The organism is Streptomyces sp. NPDC051219 (assembly GCF_040682335.1).
GTDB lineage: Bacteria > Actinomycetota > Actinomycetes > Streptomycetales > Streptomycetaceae > Streptomyces.
Window position 1 is genome coordinate 96,970 of sequence record NZ_JBFBAS010000019.1, and the last position, 26,087, is coordinate 123,056.

Here is a 26,087-nt window from a genome sequence, read left to right on the forward strand (position 1 = left end):
CGTCGTGCCCTGGCCGTTACCCCGAGACCGCTTGTTCTGCACCGGTGCTCGCAATCTTGACTCGTCTACTCGTAAGGCCGAGGTGACGGCCGGTCAACAAGTAAGCGCCCCCACCCCTCGTACATCCTCGGTACGGCTTCCGACCATTCCAGTGTGTTTCGGAGGGGGGCGAGCATCGCCCGCCTGGCCACCCGAACGAGTGAACATCACTCAGGAGTTGCCAAACAACTCGCCCCCCGTCGCGTGGAGGGGCCGGTTCTGCACGCCGGTTGAAACTTCTCGGCGGCCTTTGGCAGGATGCGCGCCCACAGCTTCGCGGAGTCGGCCATTCCGTCCGAATAAAGGCCTGACCTGCTGGTATGAGCCAATTGACCTTGGCCGTGAAGAGCTCGTGCAGACTTGACGTATGCGCATCGAACCCGCCTCGGCCCCCGGCGACCCCGCCCGTCCCAATGAGGACTGGGTCTCAGCAGCCCCAACAGCCTGGGGCCGGGGCGGAGTGCTGGTAGCACTGGACGGTGTCACGCCTCCACAGGACGACGCCGGCTGTGTGCACGACGTGCCCTGGTTCACCGCGCGGCTCGGCCACACGCTGGTCGAACTGTCCGGTTCGCGGCGGGATATGACCCTGCGGAAGATCCTCGCGGAAGCAATCAGGCGCACCGCCGACGCACACCGCGACACCTGTGACCTTTCTCACGCGCGTACGCCTCAGGCAACAGCCGTCATGGCGCGTTGGGGCGCCGAGCAGGTCGAGCATCTCGTCCTCTGCGACTCGGTTCTGCTGCTGGAGGCGCCGGACGGCCGGGTGACGCCGATCGTGGACGACCGGCTGAGCCGCGTTCCGCGGGAGACGCGCCGTTCGACGGCCGCGATCGACGCCCTGCGCAACGCCGAGGGCGGCTTCTTCACGGCGGCCGCCGATCCCGCCGTGGCGGAGCGCGCGGTGACGGGCACGTCGCCGCGCGCGGAGGTACGTACGGTGGCGGCCCTGACCGACGGGGCGAGCTGCTGGACGGACGTCTTCGGGGAGGGCGACTGGGCGGACTGCCTGGCCGTACTGCGCAAGGAGGGCCCGTCGGGGCTGATCGGCCGGGTGCGGGCGCTGGAGGAGGCGGACGCGGAGCTGAAGACGTTCGGGCGCTGGAAGCTGCACGACGACGCGTCGGCGGTCTACGTGGAGCTGTAGTACGGCGACAGAGCTGTACGGCAGACCGGCGTTCTGCGGTCTGTGGTCCGGCGCCGGCTGCTCCCGCTCGGCACGGTCACGCTTCGGCGCGCTTGTTGAGCTGGTTCAGCAGCCGGGCCAGTTCGGCCACCTCGCCACGGTCCCAGCCGGCCAGCTTGCGCATGTACCGGCTGCGCCGCGCGTCCCGTACCCGCAGGAAGCGCGCACGCCCCTCCTCGGTCAGCCGGACGAGAAAGGCCCGGCCGTCGGCGGGGTCGGGCTCGCGTGCCACCAGGCCGAGATCCTCCAGCGCCCGCAGCTGCCTGCTCATGGTCGCCTTGCCGACCCCGAAGTAGGCAGCGAGCTCGGTGGCCCGCTGCCGTCCGGTCTCCTCCAGGCGGACCAGCAGCCCGTACGCGGCGGGCTCCAGCTCGGGATGGACTTCCCGGGCCATCTCACCCGAGGAGGCACGGGCGCGCCGGAGGAAGACAGACAGCTCCCGCTCCAGCGCGAGGAACTCCTGGTCTCCGGTCTCTTGCACGGCCGCTCCCATTCCCTCTGCCTGCCCGACGGCTCAGTATTTCGCAGGCGTGGGCGAGGTGGGGCAGCGTGGCGCCGCGCCGCCCACCGCTGGAAGTTTGTTTCAGCCACGGACGTCGCCCCAGCTGGGGCGGAACTCCACAGGCGTGGACCAACGGCACCCCTTGCACTCCCTTCCGCCGTCCCGGTCTACGTGCGTAGCTTTCTGAGTGACATGCCCACGCCAGCGGCTTTTCGACCGGGTGTCGCGCCGGCAGGAGACCAGTCCGGCAGGACGGCAGACACCCTCCCCCACCGAGGCCTTCGGAGGCACGCAATGCCCGTGCACAGATCCGGAACGTCCCGTACCTCTCCCGTCAGTACTGCTGGGAGCCTCCTCACCGCTTTCGCGCTCCTCTTCGCTGCGCCGGCTCTCCTGTTCATCGCGCCCGCCGCGTCGGACGCCGCCGACCGGCCCGAGCGCGGCAGCGCCCGTATGGGCCAGGGCGTCGTCGCTCACGACGGCCAGGGCGGTATCCCCCGCGATTCGCGCGCCGCGCAGACGGAGGGCGTGGACGTCAGCAGCCACCAGGGCAACGTCAATTGGGCGTCGCTGTGGACCAGCGGCGTGAAGTGGGCCTATGTCAAGGCCAGCGAGGGCAACTACTACACCAACCCGTACTTCGGACAGCAGTACAACGGCTCGTACAACGTCGGAATGATCCGCGGCGCCTATCACTTCGCCACCCCCAACGACTCCAGCGGCGCCAATCAGGCCCACTACTTCGTGGACCATGGGGGCGGCTGGTCCCGCGACGGCAAGACGCTGCCGGGCGTGCTCGACATCGAGTGGAACCCGTACGGAGCCCAGTGCTACGGCAAGACGCAGAGCGCGATGGTGGCGTGGATCCGTGACTTCCTCACCACGTACAGGGCTCGTACCGGTCGCGATGCGGTGATCTACACGGCGACGAGCTGGTGGAAGGACTGCACCGGCAACTACAGCGGCTTCGGCGCGAGCAGCCCGCTGTGGATCGCGCGGTACAACACGACCCCTGGCGAACTCCCGGCAGGCTGGGGCTACCAGACGATGTGGCAGTACACCTCGACGGGCCCGATCGTGGGGGACCACAACAAGTTCAACGGCGCCTTGGACCGAGTGGTGGCTCTGGCCAACGGATGAGGTCGGTCGGCGGCCGGAGCCGCCGACCGGCATATGCGCCCAACCCATCTCCCCGGTAGGCACCGGGACCCGGAAGGCCCCGGGTTCCCCGACCCGGAAGGCTCCCGAGGTCACCCGAAGGTGCCCGGAAGCCGTCCGGAGGGGAACCCGGGGGCCACCCGAACAACGCCCCGCCCCGCAGCTCCACTCACGCTGCCGCCGGGACCTCCACCGCCGACGGGGACAGCGCGATGTCCAGGACCTGGAGGACATCCGTCACCGGGTGGACCTCCAGCCCTTCCAGGATCTCGGCCGGCACGTCGTCCAGGTCCGGCTCGTTCCGCTTGGGGATCACGACCGTCGTGATGCCCGCCCGGTGGGCGGCCAGCAGCTTCTGCTTGAGGCCACCGATCGGCAGGACACGGCCGGTCAGCGACACCTCACCGGTCATCGCCACATCCGTACGCACCTGACGGCCGGAGAGCAGCGAGGCCAGAGCCGTCGTCATCGTGATTCCCGCGCTGGGCCCGTCCTTCGGGACCGCGCCCGCCGGGAAGTGGATGTGCACACCCCGGTCCTTGAGGTCGGCCACCGGCAGCTCCAGCTCCGCGCCGTGCGAGCGCAGGAACGAGAGCGCGATCTGTGCCGACTCCTTCATCACGTCACCGAGCTGACCGGTCAGGGTCAGACCGGCGGCGCCTGTCTCCGGGTCCGCCAGCGACGCCTCGACGAAGAGGACGTCCCCGCCCGCGCCCGTGACAGCGAGGCCGGTGGCCACCCCGGGCACCGCCGTGCGGCGCTCGGCCGGGTCCTGCGCCGACTCCGGCACATGGTGCGGCCGGCCGATCAGCTTGCGCAGCTGCTCCGCGCCGATCGTGAACGGCAGCTCCTGCTCACCCAGTTCGTGCTGGGCCGCCACCTTCCGCAGCAGGCGGGCAACGGCGCGCTCCAGGTTCCGTACACCCGCCTCGCGGGTGTACTCACCGGCCAGCTTGCGCAGGGCGGAGTCCTCCAGCACGACCTCGCCCGGCTCCAGACCCGCGCGCTCCAGCTGCCTCGGCAGCAGGTGGTCGCGGGCGATGACGACCTTCTCGTCCTCCGTGTAGCCGTCCAGCCGCACCAGTTCCATCCGGTCGAGCAGCGCCTCCGGAATGGCCTCCAGGACGTTCGCCGTGGCCAGGAAGACGACATCGCTCAGGTCGAGCTCGACCTCCAGGTAGTGGTCCCGGAAGGTGTGGTTCTGCGCCGGGTCGAGGACCTCGAGCAGCGCCGCCGCGGGGTCTCCCCGGAAGTCCGAGCCGACCTTGTCGATCTCGTCCAGGAGGACGACCGGGTTCATCGAACCGGCCTCCTTGACGGCCCGGACGATACGACCGGGCAGGGCACCGACGTACGTACGCCGGTGGCCGCGGATCTCCGCCTCGTCGCGGACTCCGCCGAGCGCCACGCGGACGAACTTGCGCCCCATCGCATGCGCCACCGACTCGCCGAGCGACGTCTTGCCGACGCCGGGCGGGCCGACGAGTGCCAGCACCGCGCCGCCGCGCCGTCCGCCGACGACACCCAGCCCACGGTCGGCGCGCCGCTTGCGCACCGCCAGGTACTCGGTGATCCGCTCCTTGACGTCCTGCAGGCCCGCGTGCTCCGCGTCCAGGATGCCCTTGGCACCCTGAATGTCGTACTCGTCCTCCGTCCGCTCCTTCCACGGGAGCTCGAGGACGGTGTCGAGCCAGGTCCGGATCCAGCTGCCTTCCGGGCTCTGGTCGCTGGACCGCTCCAGCTTCTCGACTTCCTTGAGCGCGGCCTCACGCACCTTCTCGGGCAGGTCGGCGGCCTCGACACGGGCCCGGTAGTCGTCGCTCTCGCCCTCCGTGTCGCCGTTCAGCTCGGCGAGTTCCTTGCGAACGGCCTCCAGCTGCCGGCGCAGCAGGAACTCGCGCTGCTGCTTGTCCACGCCGTCCTGCACGTCCTTGGCGATGGACTCCACGACATCCTGCTCGGCGAGGTGCTCGCTGAGCCACTTGACCGCGAGCCTGAGCCGGGACACCGGGTCGGCGGTCTCCAGCAGTTCGACCTTCTGCTCCAGCGTCAGGAAGGGCGAGTAGCCGGAGTTGTCGGCCAGGGCCGAGACTCCGTCGATCTGCTGGACGCGGTCCACGACCTGCCACGCACCACGCTTCTTGAGCCAGCTGGTGGCGAGAGCCTTGTACTCCTTGACGAGCTCGGTGACCGAACCGGGCAGTGGATCGGGGACGGTCTCGTCCACCGGGGTGCCCTCGATCCACAGGGCCGCACCGGGACCGGTCGTCCCGGCCCCGACCTTCACGCGGCTGCGGCCGCGGATAAGGGCACCGGGGTCGCCGTCGGACAGCCGTCCGACCTGCTCGACGGTGCCGAGCACGCCGGTCGCGGCGTACGTCCCGTCGACGCGCGGCACCAGCAGCACCTTCGGTTTGCCGCCCTCGGGGGCCGCGGCGTGCGCGGCCTCGACCGCGGCCCGTACATCGTTGTCCGAGAGGTCCAGGGGCACCACCATGCCGGGCAGCACGACCTCGTCGTCAAGGGGCAGCACAGGGAGGGTGAGTGATGCGGACGTCGAAGCCATGATCTTCCCTTCGGCAGTGAAGTTGAGCTGTACGCACTCAATGCTTGGCCATGGCGAGATGTTCCCCCGGCGGCGTTCGCTGTGAGCGATCATTCGCCGCGCCGGCAGTAGCGGTGGACCTTGCACAGGTCAAGGCGAGGTTGCCCAGGACCTTGCACCGGTCGGCGTGGCGTGGTGGCGGATCCGCGCCCCGCCCGATGAAGAGTCGGATCGGAATGGACAGCGCCCGCCGTCTCCCCCGAGCAGGCGCGATCAGGCATGCTCGACGCGCACGTGCTGGTCAGGTACGGACGACAGGTGGGGTTCATGAGACCGACCAGGTGGACGATCGGGCTACTGGCCGCGGCGGCCCTGCTGCTGACGGGCTGCACCACGGGCGGGGGCGGGACGCCCTCGGACACGTCGGACCGGCCGGCGGCTTCGGCCCCGGCGCCGGGGCCGGGGCCGACAGCGGCCACCGGCACCCCCACCCCGGCACCGGCCCCGACCACCCTGGACGAACGCCTGGTCACCGTCACCGTGACCGGCGGCATCGCCGGACGGCACGACAGCGTGCTGGTGAACGGCGACGGTACGTACACGACACTGACGGCGGGCAAGACGGGCGCACCGGGCCGGCTCACGCCGGCCGAACTCACCGCACTGCGTACGGCGCTGAAGGAAGCAGACTTCCCGCACCTGCCCCGCGTCTCGATGGGGCAGCCGGTGCCCGACGCCTTCATCTACGCCATCCGGTACCAGGGCCACGAAGTCGTGACGAGCGACCCCGCACCCCCACCGGCCCTGCGCAAAGTCCTGGCCGCGGTGCCGCTGCCTTAGCCGCGGTCCCCCAGTTGCCGGGTAGGTCCGCGGAGGTTGGCCGTGCCTGACGCGGTGTCGTTTCCGCGTGGCTTCGCCGGGCCGCTTTTGCGAGGATGTGCGCACGCCGCAGGCCGAACCGTCAGCTGGAGGAACCGCCGTGCTCTCGCCCCAAGCCGTCGCCGATACCGACGCGCAGGCGCCGGTCACCCTCGACCGGCGTGACGGACCGTACGGCGAGGTCGTCCTGCGCCAACGCGGCGGGCGGTACGAGATCATCGCCAACGGGTGCTTCCTGATGGACACTTCAGACGGCCGCTCGGAACGGCTGCTGGTGGACGCCGCGTTCCAGGCGCTGAACCGTGAGGAGCCGGACCGAGCCGCGCCGGACCGGGAGGCGCCGGACCGGCCGGGAGGCCCTTGCGTGCTCATCGGTGGTCTCGGGGTCGGCTTTTCGCTCGCCCGCGCCGCGTCCAACCCCGGATGGGGCCGGATCGCGGTCGTCGAGCGCGAGCAGGCGATCATCGACTGGCACCGCGAGGGACCGCTCGGCGCCATCTCCCGCGAGGCGCTGCGCGATGCTCGTACCGTGATTCTGCACACGGATCTTGTGGGGTACGTTCGTACCACTTCAGAGACATATGACGCCCTCTGCCTCGACATCGACAACGGCCCGGACTGGACGGTCACCGAGGACAACGGCGGCCTCTACTCACCGGCCGGACTCGCGGCCTGCCAGGCGCGGTTGAGCCCCGGCGGCGTCCTCGCCATCTGGTCCGCCCAGCCGTCCGGCAGTTTCGAAGAGTCATTGCGGAATGCCGGATTCAGCGGGGTACGAACCAAAGAGGTCCAGGTTGCCCGAGGCGTCCCCGACGTCATCCACCTCGCACATCGCCCTGCGTAGCCGGGAGCGTCCGACTGCCTTTACGCTGCTCCCCTGTACGCGGATCTTTGGAAGCGCACTCCCAGGGGCGGGGCGATGGATCAGACACACACCACGCACAACGGCGTACCCGCCACCCCCGGCGCCCAGCGCCGGGTGCTTGTCGTCGAGGACGACCCGACAATCGTCGATGCCATCGCCGCGCGACTGCGCGCCGAGGGGTTCCAGGTACAGACGGCCACCGACGGCCCTGCCGCCGTGGAGACGGCGGAGGCCTGGCAGCCGGACCTCCTCGTACTGGACATCATGCTGCCGGGGTTCGACGGCCTCGAGGTCTGTCGCCGTGTCCAGGCGCAGCGACCGGTTCCGGTACTGATGCTCACGGCGCGTGACGACGAGACCGACATGCTGGTCGGGCTCGGGGTCGGCGCGGACGACTACATGACCAAGCCGTTCTCGATGCGTGAGCTCGCGGCCCGGGTGCACGTCCTGCTGCGGCGCGTGGAGCGCGCGACGCAGGCCGCGCACACGCCGCGCAGCGGCATCCTGCGCCTGGGCGAGCTGGAGATCGACCACGCCCAGCGGCGGGTCCGGGTCCGTACCGAGGACGTGCACCTGACGCCCACCGAGTTCGACCTGCTGGTCTGCCTCGCTAACACGCCTCGCGCGGTTCTTTCGCGGGAGCAGCTGCTGGCCGAGGTCTGGGACTGGGCGGACGCCTCGGGGACGAGGACGGTCGACAGCCACATCAAGGCCCTGCGGCGCAAGATCGGCGCGGAGCGGATCCGTACCGTCCACGGAGTCGGATACGCCTTGGAGACGCCGGCGACATGAGCCGCCCGCCCGGACCGGGGCTGCGCCCCTTCTCGATCAAGACCAAGCTGGGCACGCTCGTCGTCGTCTCGGTCTTCATCACGACGGGCCTGCTGCTGGTGGCCCTGCGCACCGAGACCGAGCTGCGCTTCATCACGGTCTTCTCAGTGATCGCCTCGATGCTGATCACTCAGTTCGTGGCGCACAGCCTGACGGCCCCGCTGGACGAGATGACGACCGTGGCGCGGGCGATATCCCACGGCGACTACACGCGGCGGGTGCGCGGCGCCGGCCGGCGTGACGAGCTGGGCGACCTGGCCGACACGATCAACCGCATGGCGGACGACCTGGAGGCGGTGGACCGGCACCGCAAGGAGCTGGTCGCCAACGTCTCGCACGAGCTCCGCACGCCCATCGCGGGGCTGCGGGCCGTACTGGAGAACGTCGTGGACGGCGTCTCGGCCGCCGATCCGGAGACCATGCGGACCGCGCTCAAGCAGACCGAGCGCCTCGGCCGGCTGGTGGAGACGCTGCTCGATCTGTCCCGGCTCGACAACGGGGTCGTACCGCTGAAGGCACGGCGCTTCGAGGTGTGGCCGTACCTGTCGGGCGTCCTGAAGGAAGCCAACCTGGTGGCCGCCCAGCGGGGTCTCACCTCCGGCTCCGGCACCCACACGCGCAAGGACGTCCATCTGCACCTGGACGTGTCGCCGCCCGAGCTGACCGCCCACGCCGACGTGGAGCGGCTGCACCAGGTGGTCGCCAATTTGATCGACAACGCGGTCAAGCACAGCCCGCCGCACGGCAGGGTCACCGTCCGCGCCCGGCGCGGCGCCCACCCGGAGAGCCTGGATCTGGAGGTGCTGGACGAGGGCCCCGGCATTCCGGAGTCGGAGTGGCACCGGGTCTTCGAGCGCTTCAACCGCGGCAGTGCGTCCGGTGGCGACGGCGGTACGGGACTGGGGCTGGCGATCGCCCGGTGGGCGGTCGATCTGCACGGCGGGCGCATAGGAGTGGCCGAATCGTCCCGCGGGTGCCGGATTCAGGTCACTCTTCCGGGAAGCGTCCCGTCACAGCGTTGACGTAGGGTTCGAACAGGAAGCGCATGTTCTCCGCGATACCCGGCGGAGATCAGTCAGGGGTGCGGCCCTCCAGGCCGCAGCCACGGTGGCGCGTACCCGCTCAGCACCGGAACCCCGCTTGTTTCCCGCCAATTTCAGCGGTGAAACCCGGGCTTTGGTGTGACTTGCACGACGGAACGCCCGCCCGGCCTGCATCTCCCGGCCATGGAGGCGTAGCCTTAATTCCCGCTGTCCATCACCTTGTGAAGCGGAAGAGGGCGGTTACCGCCGTGTCGCCACAGTCCCCCAGTAACTCGAGCATCTCGACCGACCAAGACGGGCAGGGGAAGAACCCTGCTGCCGCGTTCGGTCCCAATGAGTGGCTCGTCGACGAGATCTACCAGCAGTACCTCCAGGACCCGAATTCGGTCGACCGGGCCTGGTGGGACTTTTTCGCCGACTACAAGCCGGGCGCGGCCGGCGCTCCGGCCGCGGCAAAGCCCACGGACGAGGCCGCAGTCGCGGGGGCTGCGTCCCCCGCGGCGCCCGAGGCCGCCCCGGCGGAGGCTTCTGCGGCCGGGACTGCGGTTCCGGTTCAGACCCCGGCCCCGGCTCAGACCCCGGCCCAGGCAACTCCTCCGGCGACGCCCCCCGGTGCAAGCACCGGCTCCACTGGAGCGGCTGCCGCCGCGCCCCCAGTCGCCGCCGCGCCCGCCGCTCAGACCCCGGTCCCGGCCAAGGCCGCTCCGGCCTCGAAGCCCGTTCCGGCCGCCGCACAGCCGGCCGGCGCGAAGGCCAAGGCGGAGCCGGCCAAGGAGGCCCCCGAGGGGCCGGAGTACGTGCCGCTGCGCGGCCCGTCCGCGGCCGTGGCGAAGAACATGAACGCCTCGCTGGAGCTGCCGACCGCCACGTCGGTGCGCGCTGTCCCGGTGAAGCTGCTCTTCGACAACCGCATCGTCATCAACAACCACCTCAAGCGGGCCCGGGGCGGGAAGGTCTCCTTCACCCACCTCATCGGCTTCGCGATGGTGCAGGCCCTCAAGGCCATGCCGTCGATGAACTACTCCTACGCGGAGAAGGACGGCAAGCCGACCCTGGTCAAGCCGCCGCACATCAACCTCGGCCTCGCCATCGACCTGGTGAAGCCCAACGGCGACCGTCAGCTGGTCGTCGCGGCGATCAAGAAGGCCGAGACGCTCAACTTCTTCGAGTTCTGGCAGGCGTACGAGGACATCGTCCGCCGCGCCCGCGCGAACAAGCTGACGATGGACGACTTCACCGGAGTCACCGCGTCGCTCACCAACCCGGGCGGCATCGGCACCGTCCACTCCGTGCCCCGCCTGATGCCCGGACAGGGCCTCATCATGGGCGTCGGCGCGATGGACTACCCGGCGGAGTTCCAGGGCACCTCCCAGGACACGCTGAACAAGCTGGGCATTTCCAAGGTCATGACGCTGACCTCGACGTACGACCACCGGGTCATCCAGGGCGCCGCCTCCGGCGAGTTCCTGCGCGTCGTGAACCAGCTGCTGCTGGGCGAGAACGGCTTCTTCGACGAGATCTTCGAGTCGCTGCGCATCCCGTACGAGCCGGTCCGCTGGCTCCGCGACATCGACGTCTCGCACGACGACGACGTCGCCAAGGCCTCGCGCGTCTTCGAGCTGATCCACTCGTACCGGGTCCGCGGCCACGTCATGGCCGACACCGACCCGCTCGAGTACAAGCAGCGCAAGCACCCCGACCTCGACCTCATCGAGCATGGCCTCACCCTGTGGGACCTGGAGCGCGAGTTCGCGGTCGGCGGCTTCGCCGGCAAGCAGCTGATGAAGCTGCGCGACATCCTGGGCGTGCTGCGCGACTCGTACTGCCGCACCACCGGCATCGAGTTCATGCACATCCAGGACCCGAAGCAGCGCAAGTGGCTGCAGGACCGCGTCGAGCGCCCGCACGCCAAGCCGGAGCGCGAGGAGCAGCTGCGGATCCTGCGCCGGCTGAACGCCGCCGAGGCCTTCGAGACGTTCCTGCAGACGAAGTACGTCGGCCAGAAGCGCTTCTCGCTGGAGGGCGGCGAGTCCGTCATCCCGCTGCTCGACGCCGTCATCGACTCGGCCGCCGAGGCCCGCCTCGACGAGGTCGTCATCGGCATGGCCCACCGCGGCCGCCTGAACGTCCTGGCGAACATCGTCGGCAAGTCGTACGCGCAGATCTTCCGGGAGTTCGAGGGCAACCTCGACCCGAAGTCGATGCACGGCTCCGGCGACGTCAAGTACCACCTTGGCGCCGAGGGCACCTTCACCGGCCTGGACGGCGAGCAGATCAAGGTCTCGCTCGTCGCCAACCCCTCCCACCTGGAGGCGGTCGACCCGGTCCTGGAGGGTGTCGCCCGCGCCAAGCAGGACATCATCAACAAGGGCGGTACGGACTTCACGGTCCTGCCCGTCGCGCTGCACGGTGACGCGGCCTTCGCCGGCCAGGGAGTCGTGGCCGAGACGCTCAACATGTCGCAGCTGCGGGGCTACCGCACCGGCGGCACGGTGCACATCGTCATCAACAACCAGGTCGGCTTCACCGCCGCGCCGGAGTCCTCGCGTTCCTCGATGTACGCGACCGACGTGGCCCGCATGATCGAGGCGCCGATCATCCACGTCAACGGCGACGACCCGGAGGCCGTGGTCCGCGTCGCGCGGCTCGCCTTCGAGTTCCGCCAGACGTTCAACAAGGACGTCGTGATCGACCTCATCTGCTACCGCCGGCGCGGTCACAACGAGGGCGACAACCCGCAGTTCACCAACCCGCAGATGTACAACCTGATCGACAAGAAGCGCTCGGTGCGCAAGCTCTACACCGAGTCGCTCATCGGTCGTGGCGACATCACGCTGGAAGAGGCCGAGCAGGCGCTGCAGGACTTCCAGGGGCAGCTGGAGAAGGTGTTCGCGGAGGTCCGCGAGGCCACCTCGCACCCCGCGACCACCCATGTCCCGGAGGCGCGGCCCGAGTTCCCGGTGGCCGTGACCACGGCGATCTCCCAGGAGGTCGTCAAGCGGATCGCCGAGTCCCAGGTCAACATCCCCGACCACATCAAGGTGCACCCGCGTCTGATGCCGCAGATGCAGCGCCGCGCGGCCTCGGTCGAGGACGGCACGATCGACTGGGGCACGGGCGAGACCCTCGCCATCGGCTCGCTGCTGATGGAGGGCACCCCGGTCCGGCTGTCCGGCCAGGACACCCGCCGCGGTACGTTCGGCCAGCGCCATGCCGTGCTGGTCGACCAGGAGACCGGCGAGGACTACACGCCGCTGCTCTACCTCTCCGAGGACCAGGCCCGCTTCAACGTGTACGACTCGCTGCTGAGCGAGTACGCGGCGATGGGCTTCGAGTACGGCTACTCCCTCGCCCGGCCCGAGACGCTGGTCATGTGGGAGGCGCAGTTCGGTGACTTCGTGAACGGCGCGCAGACCGTCGTGGACGAGTTCATCTCCTCGGCCGAGCAGAAGTGGGGTCAGACCTCCGGCGTCACACTGCTCCTGCCGCACGGCTACGAGGGCCAGGGCCCGGACCACTCGTCCGCCCGTCCGGAGCGCTTCCTCCAGATGTGCGCCCAGGACAACATGACGGTCGCAATGCCGACCCTGCCGTCGAACTACTTCCACCTGCTGCGCTGGCAGGTCCACAACCCGCACCACAAGCCGCTGATCGTCTTCACCCCGAAGTCGATGCTGCGTCTGAAGGCCGCGGCGTCGAAGGTGGAGGAGTTCACCACCGGCGGCTTCCGCCCGGTGATCGGCGACGATTCGGTCGACCCGGCCGCCGTCCGCAAGGTGGTCTTCTGCGCCGGCAAGGTCTACTACGACCTGGACGCCGAGCGGCAGAAGCGCGGGGTCAAGGACACCGCGATCATCCGCCTCGAGCGCCTGTACCCGCTGCCGGGTGCCGAGCTCCAGGCCGAGATCGCCAAGTACCCGAACGCCGAGAAGTACCTCTGGGCCCAGGAGGAGCCGGCGAACCAGGGTGCGTGGCCGTTCATCGCGCTCAACCTGATCGACCACCTGGACCTGGCGGTCGGCGCCGACATCCCGCACGGCGAGCGCCTGCGCCGCATCTCGCGGCCGCACGGCTCGTCGCCGGCGGTCGGCTCGGCCAAGCGTCACCAGGCGGAGCAGCAGCAGCTGGTCAACGAGGTCTTCGAGGCCTGACCCGCGGCAGCGGCAGTACGTACGGAAGGCCCGGCCCAGCAACATCGGGGGCCGGGCCTTCCGGCGTACGCACGGCTTATCCTGGCGGGGAACGTCCCGACATCCTGCACGGAGTGAGCCTTGTACTTCACCGATCGCGGCATCGAGGAGCTGGAGAAGCGGCGCGGCGAGGAGGAGGTCACGTTCGAGTGGCTCGCCGAACAGCTGCGGACTTTCGTCGACCTCAACCCGGACTTCGAGGTCCCGGTCGAGCGGCTGGCGACGTGGCTGGCGCGGCTCGACGACGAGGACGACGAGGAGTGACGCGCCGCGGCCGGGACGTGCGGCGGCGTGCGTGCCGGATGTCGCAGGCCGGGCGGGACTTCTAAGCCGCGCCCTGGTCACGGCCCCGAAGCCGCTCGTACGCCAGGCTGAGCGCCCCGTGCGTCACGAGTACCAGCCCCGCGCACGCCCATCCGCCACTGCGGCGCCATACGGCCCACACCGTCAGCGGGACGCCCGCCGCGAGCTGGGCCGCGCCGAGCAGCCGGGCCTTGCGGCCGCGGACCCAAGGATCGATCGGGCCGCCCTCCACAGCGTCGAGCTCCGCCCGCACCACGTCACGCCAGCCGCTCCATTCCACCGGCTCCGCGCCGGGCGCGTCCCGTGCCGTCTCCCGCAGCCGGTCCGCCGGTTTGCCCGGAGTGAGTCCCGGCGGCAGGTCCAGCCCTGCCCGCGCGAGCACCGCGATCAATCCGAGCAGCCGGGCGCGGGCGTCCGCCTCGGGGTCGGGGCGTGTGAGCGCCGCCAGGGACTCCATGTCCAGTACGGGGTCCAGCCCCAGGCGGGCCGCGAATGTCCGCATCGCCTCGTCCTCCCCCACCGGGGTGCCGTCCGCGAGCCAGACGTAGCCGACCGTGCGGCGGAACCCGGATGCCAGGGTGAAGCCGCTGCCGGTGTCGTCCCACCAGAGCGCGAGGACCGGCCAGGTGGCACCCACAGCCAGCGCCGCGGCCCAGCCCGACAGGACGGCGTCGACCGGTTCTCCCCCGCCCAGCCAGGGCTTTCCCTCCGGGACCAGGACGCTCCACTCCTCGCCGGCCGGAGCGAGGAGCAGCCGCTCGCGCAGCAGATGGGCCGGAGGGCGTACCTGTCCCGGTTCCGCGCGGCAAAGCAGCAGGGCACCTGCGGTGGTGGCGTTCGGCATGCCCTCACGCTAAGGCAAATCGGACACACTTGACTTCCCCCATCCGCGATATATCGTGTCCACCAGAGACGCGATATGTTGCGTCACCCCGACCGAGGGAGGTCAGCACCATGCCCGAGTCGACGTGGGCGGTCGCCGAGCCGAAGAAACTCACTTTCGACGACCCGGTGACGGCGCTCAACGTGCGCATCGTCAACGGAACCGTCAACGTCGTCGGAACCGAGGAAGGTTCCGCCCGGCTGGAGGTGTCCGAACTCGACGGGCCGCCGCTGACCGTGACCCAGCACGGCGGCACGCTGACGGTCGCCTACGAGGACCTGCCCTGGAAGGGCTTCCTCAAGTGGCTCGACCGCAAGGGCTGGCAGCGCAGCGCGGTGGTCTCCCTCGCCGTCCCCACCGGCACCCGGGTCGAGGTCGGCGTGGTCGGCGCCGGGGCGGTCGTCTCGGGCATCCAGGGCCGTACGGACGTACGCGGCGTCACCGGCGACACCACTCTGGTCCGAGTCTCCGGTCCGGTCCGTGCCGACACCGTCTCCGGCAACCTGGAGGCCCAGTCCGTCACCGGAGACCTGCGCTTCAACTCGGTCTCGGGCGACCTGACCGTCATCGACGGGTCCGGTTCGTCCGTACGGGCGGACTCGGTGAGCGGCGACATGGTCGTCGACGTCGACCCGGCCGGCGGCCCCACCGACATCAGCCTCAACTCCGTCTCCGGCGAGGTGGCCATCCGGCTGCCGCACCCGGCGGACGCCGAGGTAGAGGCGAACACGGCGAGCGGCCAGGTGTCCAACGCCTTCGACGACCTCCGGGTCAGCGGCCAGTGGGGTGCCAAGAAGATCACCGGCACGCTGGGGGCGGGCAATGGCAAACTCAAGGCCTCCACGGTCACGGGTTCCATCGCACTGCTTCGCCGCCCGCCTGCCGACGAAGACCTCGAGACCCCGCCGGCCGAAAGGAAGGTGCTCTGAAATGCCCCCCGTCTTCGCTCACGGCCGCCTCCGCCTCTACCTGCTGAGGCTGCTCGACGAGGCACCGCGCCACGGCTACGAAGTGATCCGCCTGCTGGAGGAGCGCTTCCAGGGCCTGTACGCGCCGTCCGCCGGCACCGTCTACCCGCGCCTCGCCAAGCTGGAGGCCGAAGGCCTCGTCACCCACACCACCGAGGGCGGCCGGAAGGTGTACTCGATCACCGACGCCGGCCGCGAGGAACTGGCGGGCCGGAGCGGCGAACTGGCCGACCTGGAAGTGGAGATCCGCGAGTCGGTCTCCGAACTGGCGGCCGAGATCCGTGCCGACGTCAGCGGCGCGGCGGGCGACCTGCGCCGCGAGATGCGGGCAGCCGCGTCCGAGACGCGCAACGGGTCCGCTCCCACGGGGGGCGACTGGGAGGCGGCGAAGGAGGAGCTGCGCCGCACCAAGCAGGAGTGGAAGGAGCAGGCCCGCCGGGCGAAGGACGAGAGCCGCAGGGCCCGCGAGGACGCGCAGCAGGCGCGGCGCCAGGCCAAGGAGTCCCAGGAGAGGGCCCGTCAGGAGATGCAGCGCATCGCGAAGCGGGTGCAGGACCACTTCGCCCGGGGCGACTGGCCCACGGGTGTACGGGAGAGTCTGGCCGACATCACGAAGGAGTTCGGCCGTATGGGGCGGGCGGCCGCCGAGCCGGACGTGACCGTTGAGCGCCCGGAGCCCGAGCCGGAGTGGGCGCATGAGGACTCCTCGGGCAACCCGGAACGTGACCTGGACCGGCTGCTGGACCGGTTCCGCGACGACATCCGCGACTCGGCGCGGGACCATGGCGTGACGGAGGCGCAACTGCGGGAGGCGCGCCGCCACTTGTCCTCGGCGGCAGCCCACATCGGCGCGGTACTCCGCACCCAGGATTGACGCCGGCTCCCTCGCAGCGTCGCCGGGCACGGAGAGGGCCCGGGGCGGCGGAATCGGCGCGGGTGCCGGCGTCGGAGGGGGTGATGTACGGGGCGTAAGAGCGTGATGTGTGGCTCAGGGCCCGGGCTGCCCAGGGCGGCCCGGCGGAACGCGCCCGTGAATCACGCAGTCCCGAACGGCGCCCCCGGAGGCCCCGGCGCCCGGCCCACCCGCAACCGACCCGCACCTCGGCCCACCGGAGGCGAACCAGCACCTCCGCCGCCCCGTCGGCTCGCCCCACCGGAGGCGAACCGCACTGCCGGGGAGGTCCGCCGGAGGCGGGTACCTTCCTACGGCGCCGCCGAGGCGGACAGCGCCCGTTCCACCGCCGCGTGGCTCGCCCCGTGCTCCGCCAGTACCTCCGCGACCACCCCCGGCAGAACTGTCAGCGCCAGCAGAATGTGCTCGTCACCGATGTACCGGTCCCCGCGGCCGACAGCGATCCGCAGCGACTTCTCCAGGACGCTCTTCGCCGCCGGGGTGAAGGGCCGGCGCCCGGACCACCACCGCTTCGACCTGTAGTCCCTCTGCAACGCACCCTCGCCGTGCGCCTCTTCGACCCGAGAGACGATCTCCGCGACATCGATCCCGAGCCCCGCGAGCGCGTCCGTGTCGGACAGCGAGAGGCCGCCGCGACGCCGCGCGGCCGCCAACGCGGCCTCCATCGACGCACGTCGGCCGTCGATCCCGAGCGAGGCGAACGCGGACGCCGACGGAGTGCCCTCCAGGTCGAGCAGCGCGAGCAGTACGTGTTCCTCGGTGACGGAGTCCGCACCCGCCCGTTCCGCGTGCCCGACCGCGCCGGTCACCACGCCCCGGGCACTGCTGGTGAACCTCTCGAACATCAATGCCTCCCGTACTTCTTGTGCACGGCCTGCCTGCTGACGCCGAGTTCGGCCGCGATCTCCTGCCACGACCAGCCCTGCATCCGGGCACTTCGGACTTGCACCGCCTCCAGCTGCTCCAACAGCCGCCGCAGAGCGGCGACGGCACGCAGGCCGACCCTCGGATCGCGATCGCCCGCCCGCTCGGCGAGATCGGTTGCTTCGGTCATGACGTCAACTTACGTTGACATCCGGAGAAACGTCAACTCCGGTTGACACTCGTATCGCGGTGATCCCTCGGAAGGGCGACTCGCGGAGACAAGGGCGACTCAAGTGGAGACAAGCAGACGGGTCCGCGTCCTACTCCGCGCGGGGGCACCGCCGAGCCGCGCCGCGCCCGGTCAGCCCGGCGCCCCTGGAAGGGGAACCGGGTCCGTGGCCAGCCGGGCGTGCCGCTCGACGTCGTAACGGACGTCCCCGTATCGGAGCCTCGCCCGCTCCAGCCCTTCCACCGCGAAGCCGGCCCGCATGGCCACCGCGCAGGAGGCGGGATTGTTCGTACGGTGGCCGAGCTCCAGCCGGAACAGCCCGAGGTCGTCGAACGCCCATCGGGCGAGCGCGCACAGCCCGGCGCTCGCCACGCCCCTGCCCCGGGCCGCTTTCACGGTCCAGTACGAAATCCAGCCGGTGTCGTGGGTCCGGTTCACCGCCGTGACGGCGACGCAGCCGAGCACCGCGTCGGTGCCGTCGGTCACGGCCCACGAGTAGCCGGTCCCGGCCACCCGGTCCCGGCTGCGGTCGACGATCCACTCAGCCGCCTCCGCGGGAGTGGTCACCGGCCGGCCCGCCTGACGGGCCATCTCCGGCCGCCCGAAGGCGGTGAGCACGGCGGCCGCGTCGCCGGTGCGCCACGGCCGCAGCGTGAAGACGCCCGGCGTCACACCCGTCACGTCGGTCACACCGTCAGGACGATCTTGCCGAACAGTTCGCCGCCGGCCATCTTCTCGAAGCCCTCGCGGGCCCTGTCCAGCGGCAACACCTCGTCGACGACCGGCCGCACGCCCGTCGCGGCGCAGAAGGACAGCAGGTCCTCCAGCTCGTCCTTGGTGCCCATCGTCGAACCGACGACCTTCAGCTCGAGAAAGAAGATCCTGGTGAGTTCGGCGTGCGAGGGGCGGTCGCCGCTGGTCGCGCCCGAGATGACCAGCGTGCCGCCCGGGCGCAGCGACTTGACCGAGTGCGACCAGGTGGCGGCGCCGACCGTCTCGATCACCGCGTCCACGCGCTGCGGCAGCCGCGCGCCCGGCTCGAAGGCGTCGACCGCGCCCAGCTCCAGGGCCCGCTTGCGCTTGGCCTCGTCCCGGCTCGTGGCGTAGACCCGCAGGCCCGCCGCCTTGCCGAGGACGATGGCGGCGGTCGCGACTCCGCCGCCCGCACCCTGGACGAGCACCGAATCCCCTGGCCGGACACCGGCGTTGGTGAAGAGCATCCGGTAGGCGGTGAGCCAGGCGGTCGGCAGGCACGCGGCCTGTTCGAAGGAGAGCTCGGCCGGCTTGGGCAGCACGTTCCAGGTGGGCACGGTGACCTGCTCGGCGAACGTGCCCTGGTAGCGCTCGGTGAGGATCGAGCGGGGCTCGCCGGGGCCGACGCCGTGTCCGGACTGGCCGATCACGGAGTGGATGACGACCTCGTTGCCGTCGGAGTCGATACCCGCGGCGTCACAGCCCAGGATCATTGGCAGTTTGTCCTCGGCGAGGCCCACCCCGCGCAGCGACCAGAGGTCGTGGTGGTTGAGGGAGGCGGCCCTGACATTCACGGTCGTCCAGCCGGGACGCGCCTCGGGGGCCGGGCGCTCCCCCAGCTCGAGGCCGTTCAGCGGCTGGTCACGGTCGATACGTGCGGCGTAGGCGGCGAACATGACCTTGACGATAGGACGCCGACGGGACGCGGCGGAACCACACACGGGTGTGACACGCGCCGCGTCCCGGGCGGACCGAAGACCCGCTAGTCGCGCCGGTACTGGGCCGGCGAGTTCTTCGTCGCCGGATCCTCGTACGAACCGGCCGTCCCCCGGTCCACATGGAACGACGTCAGGGTGGTGACGGGCGACTCCGGGTCACGCCGGTCGGCGATCACCCGCATATGGGCGCTGAAGCGCTGCGGGGTGACTTCGTACACGTCGTACCCGTACCGGTTGCCCTCGAAGTACTTCAGATGGGGGTTGGCCGCGCCCATGACCGGGCCGTTGGTCTTGTTCCAGTCCGCCGAATACGCGCCCGAGGTGACGGAGTGGGCGGTGAACTCCGTACCGACGACCGGCGAGGAGGTGTCGTCGAAGTCGGGGCGGATGTCGTCGACGAACGCGGAGTGCCAGTCGCCGGTGATGACGACGAGGTCCTCCATGCCGCTGGTGTGGACGTGGTTCAGCACCTCCTTGCGCTCGGCGAGGAAGCCGTCCCACTGGTCGGTGAACATGTACGAGCCGCCGGGCCGCCCGCGCAGCTGGCTGAGCATGATCGAGTTGGCCCAGACGTGCCAGGCCTCCGGCCCCTGGGCGATGCCCTGCTTGAGCCAGGCCTTCTGCTCGGCGCCCAGGATCGTCCCGTTGCCCAGATTCTGCGCCGAGCGGTACGAGCGCAGGTCCAGGACCGTCAGTTCCAGCAGGTCGCCCCAGCGCCGGACCCGGTGGATCTCGGGGTCGGGCAGCGAGGAGTGACCACTGTCGCGATGCGGCATGTTCTCGTACCAGGCCTGGTACGCGGCCGCCCGCCGCTGCATGAACGGCGCGCCGCCGCCCGTACCGCTGTAGTCGTTGACCACCTCGTGGTCGTCCCAGGTGAGGTACCAGGGGTGGGCGGCGTGTGCCTCCCGCAGCGAGGCGTCGCCCTTGTAGAGGGCGTGCCGGCGGCGGTAGTCGGCGAGGGTGAGGATGGCCGGGGTGTCGTGGTCGCGCACGTGATCGGTGGGGACGCCGCCGACCGGCCCGTGCTCGTAGATGTAGTCGCCGAGGTGGACGACGAAGTCCACGTCCTCGCGGGCGATGCCCCGGTGGGCGGCGTAGAAACCGTCGTGGAAGGCCTGGCAGTTGGCCGCGGCGAACCGTACCTTCACGACGCTCCCCACCGGCGCGGTCCGGGTACGGCCGACCCGGCTGGTCCTGCCCAGCGCCTTGAAGGCGTACCAGTAGCGCGTGTTGGCGCGCAGGCCGCCGACGGGTACGTGCACGCTGTGCCCCAGGGTGGCGGAGGCGGGCGTTTTGCCGCGGGTGACGACCCGGGTGAGCGCGCAGTCCTCGGCGACGACCCACTCGACCTCGACGATCTCGGGCAACTGCTGTACGGCGGCGAGCGGTTCCGGCGCGAGTCTCGTCCAGAGGACGACGCTCGACGGCTGAGGATCGCCGGAGGCGACGCCCAGGGTGAAGGGCGCGGGGTCGTAGTCGGCGCCAAGCGCCTCGGCGGCTTCGCGTGCCTGGGCCGGCGAGAGGCCGGCGCTCAGCGGCCAGGCGAGGTTGAGCGCACCGGCGGCTCCGGCCGCCTTGAGCAGATCACGGCGGTTGAGCTTCACTTCCGGCCTCCTGCCGCAGCGGCTGCCGCGCTGAGCGTCAGCGATATCGCGTCGGCGTATCCGTCGTTGGACGTCCCGCCGCCGGTACGGGTGAAGACCAGCAGCACCCGCGCGCTGCGGGCCCCGGGCGGCACGGCGGCCCCGGCCTTCCGTTCGACGAGTGCGGTGCGCGAGCCGCGTTCGGCGGCGGTCACCGGCCCCAGCACGGAGAGCGCCACCGGCGTCCCCTTGGCGTCCCGGAACTCCACGGACAGCCGTACGCCGTCCTCCTGGGCCGCGTATCCGCCGAGCCAGCCGGATACGGCGTACCGCACGCGGCCCGCGTCGACGGCCGCGTGCCCGGTCGTCCCGGTGGCGGGCAGGGCGATGTTTTGTACGAGAGCGGTACGGGGGCTGTTGCCGCCACTGAAGAACCTGCTGCCGCGCTGGCCGGGCCCGGGGTCGGCCGGGGTCGGATACCCGCCGCCCAGGTTGTAGTTGACGAGCGCGGGCGCCCCCTGCCTGATGACCCAGCCGGTCACTGTCCCTACGGGCTCGGCGGTACCGCCGGGCCCGCTCTCGGCGTCACCGTTGACGACCAGATTCACTACGCGCCTCCTGTGGTGGGTTGGCGCGGAGCATCACAGCAGTCACACATGAATGGCCGGAAGCTCTTCGGCGAACTCTGCGGGCCTGTCCAAGTGGCCGTAGGAAAAGTACAAGCCGCCCGGCACGGCCACGGGCCGCGCCGTACCCGGGGAAGGGTGCGACGCGGCCCGTTGGAGCGCTGCTGACGCGACGTCAGCGGCGGGCGACGCCCTCGGCGCGGGCGGCGGCCGCCACTGCCGCGGTGACGGCCGGGGCGACCCGCTCGTCGAACGGCGAGGGGATCACGCAGTCCGCGGCCAGCGCGTCGCCGACGACGTCGGCGAGGGCGTTGGCGGCCGCGATCTTCATGCCCTCGGTGATGCGGGAGGCCCGCACCTGGAGGGCACCCGCGAAGATCCCCGGGAACGCCAGCACGTTGTTGATCTGGTTGGGGTAGTCGCTGCGGCCGGTGGCCACGACGGCCGCGTACTTGTGCGCGACGTCCGGGTGGACCTCCGGGTTCGGGTTGGCCATGGCGAACACGAACGCGCCGGGCGCCATCGACGCGACGGCCGGCTCCGGGACCGTACCGCCGGAGACGCCGATGAAGACGTCCGCGCCGGCCAGCGCGGTCTCGAGCGAGCCACTGAGGCCGGCCTTGTTGGTGAGCTCGGCCAGCTCCCGCTTGACGTCCGTCAGGTCCTCGCGGTCCCGGGAGACGATGCCCTTTCGGTCCGCCACGGCGACGTCACCGAGGCCGGCCGCCAGCAGGAACTTGGCGATCGCGACACCGGCCGCTCCGGCGCCGGAGATCACGGCGCGCAGGTCGCCGAGGGGGCGCCCGGTGAGCTTCGCCGCGTTCCGCAGGGCCGCGAGGGTGACGACGGCCGTACCGTGCTGGTCGTCGTGGAAGACCGGGATGTCCAGCCGCTCCTGGAGCCGGCGCTCGATCTCGAAGCAGCGCGGAGCCGAGATGTCCTCGAGGTTCACTCCGCCGAAGGACGGCGCGAGCCGCACGACGGTCTCGATGATCTCGTCCGTGTCGGTCGTGGCGAGCGCGATCGGGACCGCGTCCACTCCACCGAACTGCTTGAAGAGAATGGCCTTGCCCTCCATCACGGGGAGGGAGGCCTCGGGTCCGATGTCACCGAGTCCGAGCACGGCCGTACCGTCCGTCACGACGGCGACCACGTTCGACTTCCAGGTGTAGTCGTGGACCAGCTCCGGCCGCTCGGCGATGGCGCTGCACACCTTGGCGACGCCGGGCGTGTAGGCGAGGGACAGGTCGTCCTTGTCGCGCACCGGCACGGTCGCCTGGACGGCCATCTTGCCGCCCCGGTGCAACGCGAAGGCCGGGTCGAAGGGCTCGTCCTGAGCGTTCTCCGTACCGCTGTCGCTGCGAGGATTGACGATCTCCGCTGCCACTTGTTTGACCCCTTAAGTCTTAAATCTGGTTGAGGGTGGCCACTCCTGGTTGAGGGGTGGGCGGGCACCGCGTCCGTGCCCCGCTGTCGGCGGTTGGCCCGCCTCGGCGGAGGGAGGTACGTACGCGCGGGCGCGCCGCACACGCGCCCTGAGCCCCGGATGAGGGGTGTAAGGATCCGTTCTACCGGAAGATTGCTCGCCCGGACGAGTCGAATTCGACACATCCGGCTGCGCACTGTCCGAATCCGCCGAAAAGTCCTTGCGCTTGGTCCAGCGGGCGAGACAAACAGCAAAAGCTGCTGCCTGAAGCAACAAACTCGGGAGAAGATCCGGCCCCGGACCTCAGCCCCCGCAGGGCTGTCGGGCTTCCGGGGAGCCCGTTATCCGATTTTGACCTGGCCGGCCCCCCGAATTGTCCAGTCCGAATGGCAAGATGCCGTAATCACACAAGGTCGCGACACTCGATGGTGTGTGCCCCGACCGTTTCGGCATCCCCTCACCCGCCGGAGGAACCAGCTCATGACCGCAAGCACCACCCGTCGTACGACCGCCGCCAGGCCCCGGATCGCAGCGGTCGGCGCGATCGCGGTCGCCGGCGCCCTGCTGCTCACCGGCTGCGGTGACCAGACGGACTCGGGTTCGGGAAGCGCGAAGACCGAGGGCGGGCCGTCGAGCAACGCTCCTCTCTTCGACAAGCTGCCGAAGAAGTACCAGGACGCCGGCGTCATCAAGGTCGGCACGGACGCCGCATACGCTCCGATGGAGTACGAGGAGGGCGGGAAGATCGTCGGCATCGACCCCGACATCGCCGCAGCCCTCGGCAAGGAGCTCGGCGTCAGTTTCCAGTTCACCAGTGGCACCTTCGACGGCCTGATCTCCTCCCTCAACACCGGCCGCCAGGACATCGTCATGTCCGCGATGAGCGACACCAAGGCCCGCCAGGAGGGCCTGGACGACACCGGCAAGAAGACCGGCGAGGGCGTCGACTTCGTCGACTACTTCAACTCCGGCGTCTCGCTCCTGGTCAAGAAGGGCAACCCGCAGAAGATCCAGTCGCTGGACGACCTGTGCGGCAAGAAGGTCGCCGTGCAGCGCGGCACGATCTACGAGGACACCTTCAAGGCGCAGGCCAAGAAGTGCGGAAGCAAGAAGCTCACGATCGAGGCGTTCGACACCGACGCCGAGGCGCAGACCCGGGTGAAGTCCGGAGCCGCTGTCGCCGACCTGAACGACTACCCGGTCGCCGCGTACATCGCGAAGACCGCGGGCGGCGGCAAGGACTTCGATGTCGCGGGCGGCCAGACGGACGCCGGCCCCTTCGGCATCGCCGTCGACAAGGACAACGCCCAGCTGCGCGACGCCCTGAAGGATGCGCTGAACGCGATCATCAAGAACGGTGAGTACGAGAAGGTCCTGAAGAAGTGGGACGTCACGGACAGTGCGGTCACCGAGGCGACCATCAACGCCGGCAAGTGATGTTCCCGGCGTTCTTCGCCTCAAGCGCTCCACTGAAGGGCAGTCACTGTGACTGACAAGTTCGACAAGGTGCCCGCCGACGAGCCTCCAAAGGGCTCGGCGGTCACCAAGGAGGGAGCCACCGCTCCCCCCGAGCAGATCAAGGCCATCCCGGTGCGGCACTGGGGCCGCTGGGTCTCGGGCGTGGTCGTGGTCGCTCTGCTGGGCGCGCTCGTCTACGCGTTCTCGCAGGGTGACGTCAACTGGGACACGGTCGGAGACTTCATCTTCGACGACCGGATCCTGACCGGCATGGGCCGCACGCTGCTGATCAGCGTGCTGTCGATGATCATCGGCCTGGTGCTGGGCGTCCTCTTCGCGGTCATGCGGCTGTCGAAGAACCCCGTCACCGGTGCGGTGGCCTGGCTGTACATCTGGTTCTTCCGCGGCACTCCGGTGTACGTGCAGCTGCTGCTGTGGTTCAACCTCGCGCTGATCTTCCCCGTCCTGAACCTCGGGTTCTACAAGGACGAGATGGTCGACGTCATGACGCCGTTCATGGTCGCCCTGCTGGGCCTCGGCCTGAACGAGGGCGCCTACATGGCGGAGATCGTCCGGGCCGGCATCCAGTCGGTCGACGAGGGCCAGACGGAGGCGTCGCACGCACTGGGCATGAGCAACAGCAAGACCATGCGGCGCGTGGTGCTGCCGCAGGCGATGCGGGTGATCGTGCCGCCGACCGGCAACGAGTTCATCAACCTGCTCAAGACGTCGTCCCTGGTGGCCGCCGTGCAGTACGTGGAGCTCACGCGTGCCGCACAGAACATCGGCTCGACCTCGTTCGCCGTAATGGAGATGCTGCTCGTTGCCTCCTTCTGGTACCTGGTCCTGACCAGCGTGTTCAGCGTCGGCCAGTACTACTTGGAGCGGCGTTACGCGCGCGGCTCGCTGCGCTCACTGCCGCCCACGCCATGGCAGAAGGTCAAGGCGAACCTCGTACGGTTCCGTCGCCCGGAGGTGGCCCGATGAGCACGCAACCCATGGTGAAGGCCGAAAGCGTCCACAAGTCCTACGGCGCCGCCCACATCCTCAAGGGAATCGACCTCGAGGTCGCGCCGCGTGAGGTGTTCTGCCTGGTCGGCCCGTCCGGCTCCGGCAAGTCCACGTTCCTGCGGTGCATCAACCACCTGGAACAGATCAACGCCGGCCGGCTGTCGGTGGACGGTCAGCTGGTGGGCTACCGGCAGAAGGGCGACAAGCTCTACGAGCTCAAGGACAGCGAGGTCGCGGCCCACCGCCGGGACATCGGCATGGTCTTCCAGCGCTTCAACCTGTTCCCGCACATGACGGCCCTCGAAAACGTCATGGAGGCCCCGATCCAGGTTAAGGGCGAGGCCAAGGCCGTCGCCCGCGAGCGGGCCGAGCGGCTGCTGGACCGGGTGGGACTGGGCGACAAGGCCAGGAACTACCCGTCACAGCTCTCCGGCGGCCAGCAGCAGCGCGTCGCCATCGCCCGTGCGCTGGCGATGGAGCCGAAGCTGATGCTGTTCGACGAGCCCACCTCGGCGCTCGACCCGGAGCTGGTCGGTGACGTGCTGGACGTCATGCGCGGCCTCGCCGAGGACGGTATGACGATGATCGTCGTCACCCATGAGATGGGCTTCGCCCGCGAGGTCGGCGACGCCCTGGTCTTCATGGACGACGGCGTCGTGGTCGAAGCGGGCAACCCCCGCGACGTCCTGACCAACCCCCAGCACGACCGCACCAAGGCGTTCCTCTCCAAGGTGCTGTAGCAAGCCGAAACCGAACCCGAAGAGGGGGGGGGGGGGCCGGGGCCCGGGGGCCCCCCGGGGGGGGGGGGGGGGGCCCCCCCCCCCCCCCCCCGCCCCCCCGCCCCCCCCCCCCCGCCCCCCCCCCCCCCCCCCCCAGGGACAGGCACCC

23 protein-coding genes are annotated in these 26,087 nt (G+C 70.2%); 13 read left to right on the forward strand and 10 right to left on the reverse strand.

Annotation, left to right across the window (positions count from 1 at the left end; translation table 11 throughout):
• Window positions 1-406: 406 nt before the first annotated feature.
• Complete coding sequence (locus tag AB0M62_RS21915; protein ID WP_366075947.1) at window positions 407-1,189, forward strand: hypothetical protein; 783 nt, start codon at window positions 407-409, stop codon at window positions 1,187-1,189.
• 76 nt (window positions 1,190-1,265) lie between these two features.
• On the opposite strand, the gene AB0M62_RS21920 is transcribed toward AB0M62_RS21915, so the two are convergent.
• On the reverse strand, window positions 1,266-1,709 hold the full coding sequence (locus tag AB0M62_RS21920) for a MarR family transcriptional regulator (protein WP_366075948.1): 444 nt from the start codon (window positions 1,707-1,709) through the stop codon (window positions 1,266-1,268).
• A 315-nt stretch (window positions 1,710-2,024) separates the two neighbouring features.
• Between AB0M62_RS21920 and AB0M62_RS21925 the strand changes: the two genes are divergently transcribed.
• The gene (locus AB0M62_RS21925) at window positions 2,025-2,870 is read left to right on the forward strand and encodes a lysozyme (protein WP_366075949.1); all 846 of its coding nucleotides are present in this window, start codon (window positions 2,025-2,027) and stop codon (window positions 2,868-2,870) included.
• A 187-nt stretch (window positions 2,871-3,057) separates the two neighbouring features.
• Here the strand turns inward: AB0M62_RS21925 and lon are convergent, their stop codons facing one another.
• Entirely contained in the window at window positions 3,058-5,454 is a 2,397-nt protein-coding gene (lon, locus tag AB0M62_RS21930; RefSeq protein WP_366075950.1) for an endopeptidase La, read from the reverse strand.
• A 306-nt stretch (window positions 5,455-5,760) separates the two neighbouring features.
• Here lon and AB0M62_RS21935 point away from each other — a divergent pair, with 306 nt between their 5' ends.
• The 6 genes from AB0M62_RS21935 (at window position 5,761) to AB0M62_RS21960 (ending at window position 13,505) form a co-directional block, all read left to right on the forward strand.
• Complete coding sequence (locus AB0M62_RS21935; protein ID WP_366075951.1) at window positions 5,761-6,273, forward strand: hypothetical protein; 513 nt, start codon at window positions 5,761-5,763, stop codon at window positions 6,271-6,273.
• 139 nt (window positions 6,274-6,412) lie between these two features.
• On the forward strand, window positions 6,413-7,156 hold the full coding sequence (locus AB0M62_RS21940) for a spermidine synthase (RefSeq protein WP_366075952.1): 744 nt from the start codon (window positions 6,413-6,415) through the stop codon (window positions 7,154-7,156).
• A gap of 75 nt (window positions 7,157-7,231) precedes the next feature.
• Window positions 7,232-7,969 carry a response regulator transcription factor gene (locus tag AB0M62_RS21945; RefSeq protein WP_366075953.1) on the forward strand — a complete coding sequence of 246 codons (738 nt, stop codon included), beginning with the start codon at window positions 7,232-7,234 and terminating at the stop codon, window positions 7,967-7,969.
• A complete protein-coding gene (locus AB0M62_RS21950) occupies window positions 7,966-9,030 on the forward strand; it encodes an ATP-binding protein (protein ID WP_366075954.1) in 1,065 nt (354 codons plus the stop codon). Before AB0M62_RS21945 ends, AB0M62_RS21950 begins: the two co-directional genes overlap by 4 nt.
• Window positions 9,031-9,299: 269 nt before the next feature.
• Window positions 9,300-13,202 carry a multifunctional oxoglutarate decarboxylase/oxoglutarate dehydrogenase thiamine pyrophosphate-binding subunit/dihydrolipoyllysine-residue succinyltransferase subunit gene (locus AB0M62_RS21955; RefSeq protein ID WP_366075955.1) on the forward strand — a complete coding sequence of 1,301 codons (3,903 nt, stop codon included), beginning with the start codon at window positions 9,300-9,302 and terminating at the stop codon, window positions 13,200-13,202.
• Between the two features lie 120 nt (window positions 13,203-13,322).
• Complete coding sequence (locus tag AB0M62_RS21960; protein WP_005312030.1) at window positions 13,323-13,505, forward strand: DUF6104 family protein; 183 nt, start codon at window positions 13,323-13,325, stop codon at window positions 13,503-13,505.
• A 61-nt stretch (window positions 13,506-13,566) separates the two neighbouring features.
• Here the strand turns inward: AB0M62_RS21960 and AB0M62_RS21965 are convergent, their stop codons facing one another.
• Window positions 13,567-14,388, reverse strand: a complete 822-nt coding sequence (locus AB0M62_RS21965) for a hypothetical protein (RefSeq protein ID WP_366075956.1) — start codon at window positions 14,386-14,388, stop codon at window positions 13,567-13,569.
• 110 nt (window positions 14,389-14,498) lie between these two features.
• On the opposite strand from AB0M62_RS21965, the gene AB0M62_RS21970 reads away from it, so the two are divergent.
• Window positions 14,499-15,356: a DUF4097 family beta strand repeat-containing protein gene (locus tag AB0M62_RS21970; RefSeq protein ID WP_366075957.1), complete on the forward strand. Its 858-nt coding sequence runs from the start codon at window positions 14,499-14,501 to the stop codon at window positions 15,354-15,356.
• A gap of 1 nt (window position 15,357) precedes the next feature.
• Window positions 15,358-16,269, forward strand: coding sequence for a helix-turn-helix transcriptional regulator (locus AB0M62_RS21975; RefSeq protein ID WP_366075958.1), 912 nt, complete (start codon window positions 15,358-15,360; stop codon window positions 16,267-16,269).
• 329 nt (window positions 16,270-16,598) lie between these two features.
• Here the strand turns inward: AB0M62_RS21975 and AB0M62_RS21980 are convergent, their stop codons facing one another.
• From AB0M62_RS21980 to AB0M62_RS22010, 7 genes are all read right to left on the reverse strand, one after another.
• The gene (locus AB0M62_RS21980) at window positions 16,599-17,153 is read right to left on the reverse strand and encodes a Clp protease N-terminal domain-containing protein (RefSeq protein ID WP_366075959.1); all 555 of its coding nucleotides are present in this window, start codon (window positions 17,151-17,153) and stop codon (window positions 16,599-16,601) included.
• A complete protein-coding gene (locus AB0M62_RS21985) occupies window positions 17,153-17,362 on the reverse strand; it encodes a helix-turn-helix domain-containing protein (protein WP_366075960.1) in 210 nt (69 codons plus the stop codon). Before AB0M62_RS21985 ends, AB0M62_RS21980 begins: the two co-directional genes overlap by 1 nt.
• A 171-nt stretch (window positions 17,363-17,533) precedes the next feature.
• Window positions 17,534-18,091: a GNAT family N-acetyltransferase gene (locus AB0M62_RS21990; RefSeq protein ID WP_366075962.1), complete on the reverse strand. Its 558-nt coding sequence runs from the start codon at window positions 18,089-18,091 to the stop codon at window positions 17,534-17,536.
• Window positions 18,088-19,050 carry a zinc-binding dehydrogenase gene (locus AB0M62_RS21995; RefSeq protein WP_366075963.1) on the reverse strand — a complete coding sequence of 321 codons (963 nt, stop codon included), beginning with the start codon at window positions 19,048-19,050 and terminating at the stop codon, window positions 18,088-18,090. The genes AB0M62_RS21990 and AB0M62_RS21995 overlap by 4 nt, the downstream gene beginning before the upstream one ends.
• Window positions 19,051-19,136: 86 nt before the next feature.
• A complete protein-coding gene (locus AB0M62_RS22000; protein WP_366075964.1) occupies window positions 19,137-20,699 on the reverse strand; it encodes an alkaline phosphatase D family protein in 1,563 nt (520 codons plus the stop codon).
• On the reverse strand, window positions 20,696-21,286 hold the full coding sequence (locus AB0M62_RS22005; protein ID WP_366075965.1) for a phosphoesterase: 591 nt from the start codon (window positions 21,284-21,286) through the stop codon (window positions 20,696-20,698). The genes AB0M62_RS22000 and AB0M62_RS22005 overlap by 4 nt, the downstream gene beginning before the upstream one ends.
• 193 nt (window positions 21,287-21,479) lie before the next feature.
• Window positions 21,480-22,691 carry an NADP-dependent malic enzyme gene (locus AB0M62_RS22010; RefSeq protein WP_366075966.1) on the reverse strand — a complete coding sequence of 404 codons (1,212 nt, stop codon included), beginning with the start codon at window positions 22,689-22,691 and terminating at the stop codon, window positions 21,480-21,482.
• A 519-nt stretch (window positions 22,692-23,210) separates the two neighbouring features.
• Here AB0M62_RS22010 and AB0M62_RS22015 point away from each other — a divergent pair.
• Genes AB0M62_RS22015 through AB0M62_RS22025 form a run of 3 tightly spaced genes read left to right on the forward strand, consistent with a single transcriptional unit; the run spans window position 23,211 to window position 25,939 of the window.
• Window positions 23,211-24,167, forward strand: coding sequence for an ABC transporter substrate-binding protein (locus AB0M62_RS22015; RefSeq protein WP_366075967.1), 957 nt, complete (start codon window positions 23,211-23,213; stop codon window positions 24,165-24,167).
• A gap of 48 nt (window positions 24,168-24,215) precedes the next feature.
• Window positions 24,216-25,175, forward strand: coding sequence for an amino acid ABC transporter permease (locus tag AB0M62_RS22020; protein WP_366075968.1), 960 nt, complete (start codon window positions 24,216-24,218; stop codon window positions 25,173-25,175).
• The gene (locus AB0M62_RS22025; RefSeq protein WP_366075969.1) at window positions 25,172-25,939 is read left to right on the forward strand and encodes an amino acid ABC transporter ATP-binding protein; all 768 of its coding nucleotides are present in this window, start codon (window positions 25,172-25,174) and stop codon (window positions 25,937-25,939) included. The genes AB0M62_RS22020 and AB0M62_RS22025 overlap by 4 nt, the downstream gene beginning before the upstream one ends.
• Window positions 25,940-26,087: the final 148 nt, after the last annotated feature.

Excerpts from the sequence above, each read along its gene's own strand:
- AB0M62_RS21915 (WP_366075947.1), top strand. The coding sequence starts at position 407 with ATGCGCATCGAACCCGCCTCGGCCCCCGGCGACCCCGCCCGTCCCAAT.
- AB0M62_RS21925 (WP_366075949.1), top strand. The coding sequence starts at position 2,025 with ATGCCCGTGCACAGATCCGGAACGTCCCGTACCTCTCCCGTCAGTACT.
- lon (WP_366075950.1), bottom strand. The coding sequence starts at position 5,454 with ATGGCTTCGACGTCCGCATCACTCACCCTCCCTGTGCTGCCCCTTGAC.
- AB0M62_RS21935 (WP_366075951.1), top strand. The coding sequence starts at position 5,761 with ATGAGACCGACCAGGTGGACGATCGGGCTACTGGCCGCGGCGGCCCTG.
- AB0M62_RS21945 (WP_366075953.1), top strand. The coding sequence starts at position 7,232 with ATGGATCAGACACACACCACGCACAACGGCGTACCCGCCACCCCCGGC.
- AB0M62_RS21950 (WP_366075954.1), top strand. The coding sequence starts at position 7,966 with ATGAGCCGCCCGCCCGGACCGGGGCTGCGCCCCTTCTCGATCAAGACC.
- AB0M62_RS21965 (WP_366075956.1), bottom strand. The coding sequence starts at position 14,388 with ATGCCGAACGCCACCACCGCAGGTGCCCTGCTGCTTTGCCGCGCGGAA.
- AB0M62_RS21970 (WP_366075957.1), top strand. The coding sequence starts at position 14,499 with ATGCCCGAGTCGACGTGGGCGGTCGCCGAGCCGAAGAAACTCACTTTC.
- AB0M62_RS21975 (WP_366075958.1), top strand. The coding sequence starts at position 15,358 with ATGCCCCCCGTCTTCGCTCACGGCCGCCTCCGCCTCTACCTGCTGAGG.
- AB0M62_RS21980 (WP_366075959.1), bottom strand. The coding sequence starts at position 17,153 with ATGTTCGAGAGGTTCACCAGCAGTGCCCGGGGCGTGGTGACCGGCGCG.
- AB0M62_RS21985 (WP_366075960.1), bottom strand. The coding sequence starts at position 17,362 with ATGACCGAAGCAACCGATCTCGCCGAGCGGGCGGGCGATCGCGATCCG.
- AB0M62_RS21995 (WP_366075963.1), bottom strand. The coding sequence starts at position 19,050 with ATGTTCGCCGCCTACGCCGCACGTATCGACCGTGACCAGCCGCTGAAC.
- AB0M62_RS22015 (WP_366075967.1), top strand. The coding sequence starts at position 23,211 with ATGACCGCAAGCACCACCCGTCGTACGACCGCCGCCAGGCCCCGGATC.
- AB0M62_RS22025 (WP_366075969.1), top strand. The coding sequence starts at position 25,172 with ATGAGCACGCAACCCATGGTGAAGGCCGAAAGCGTCCACAAGTCCTAC.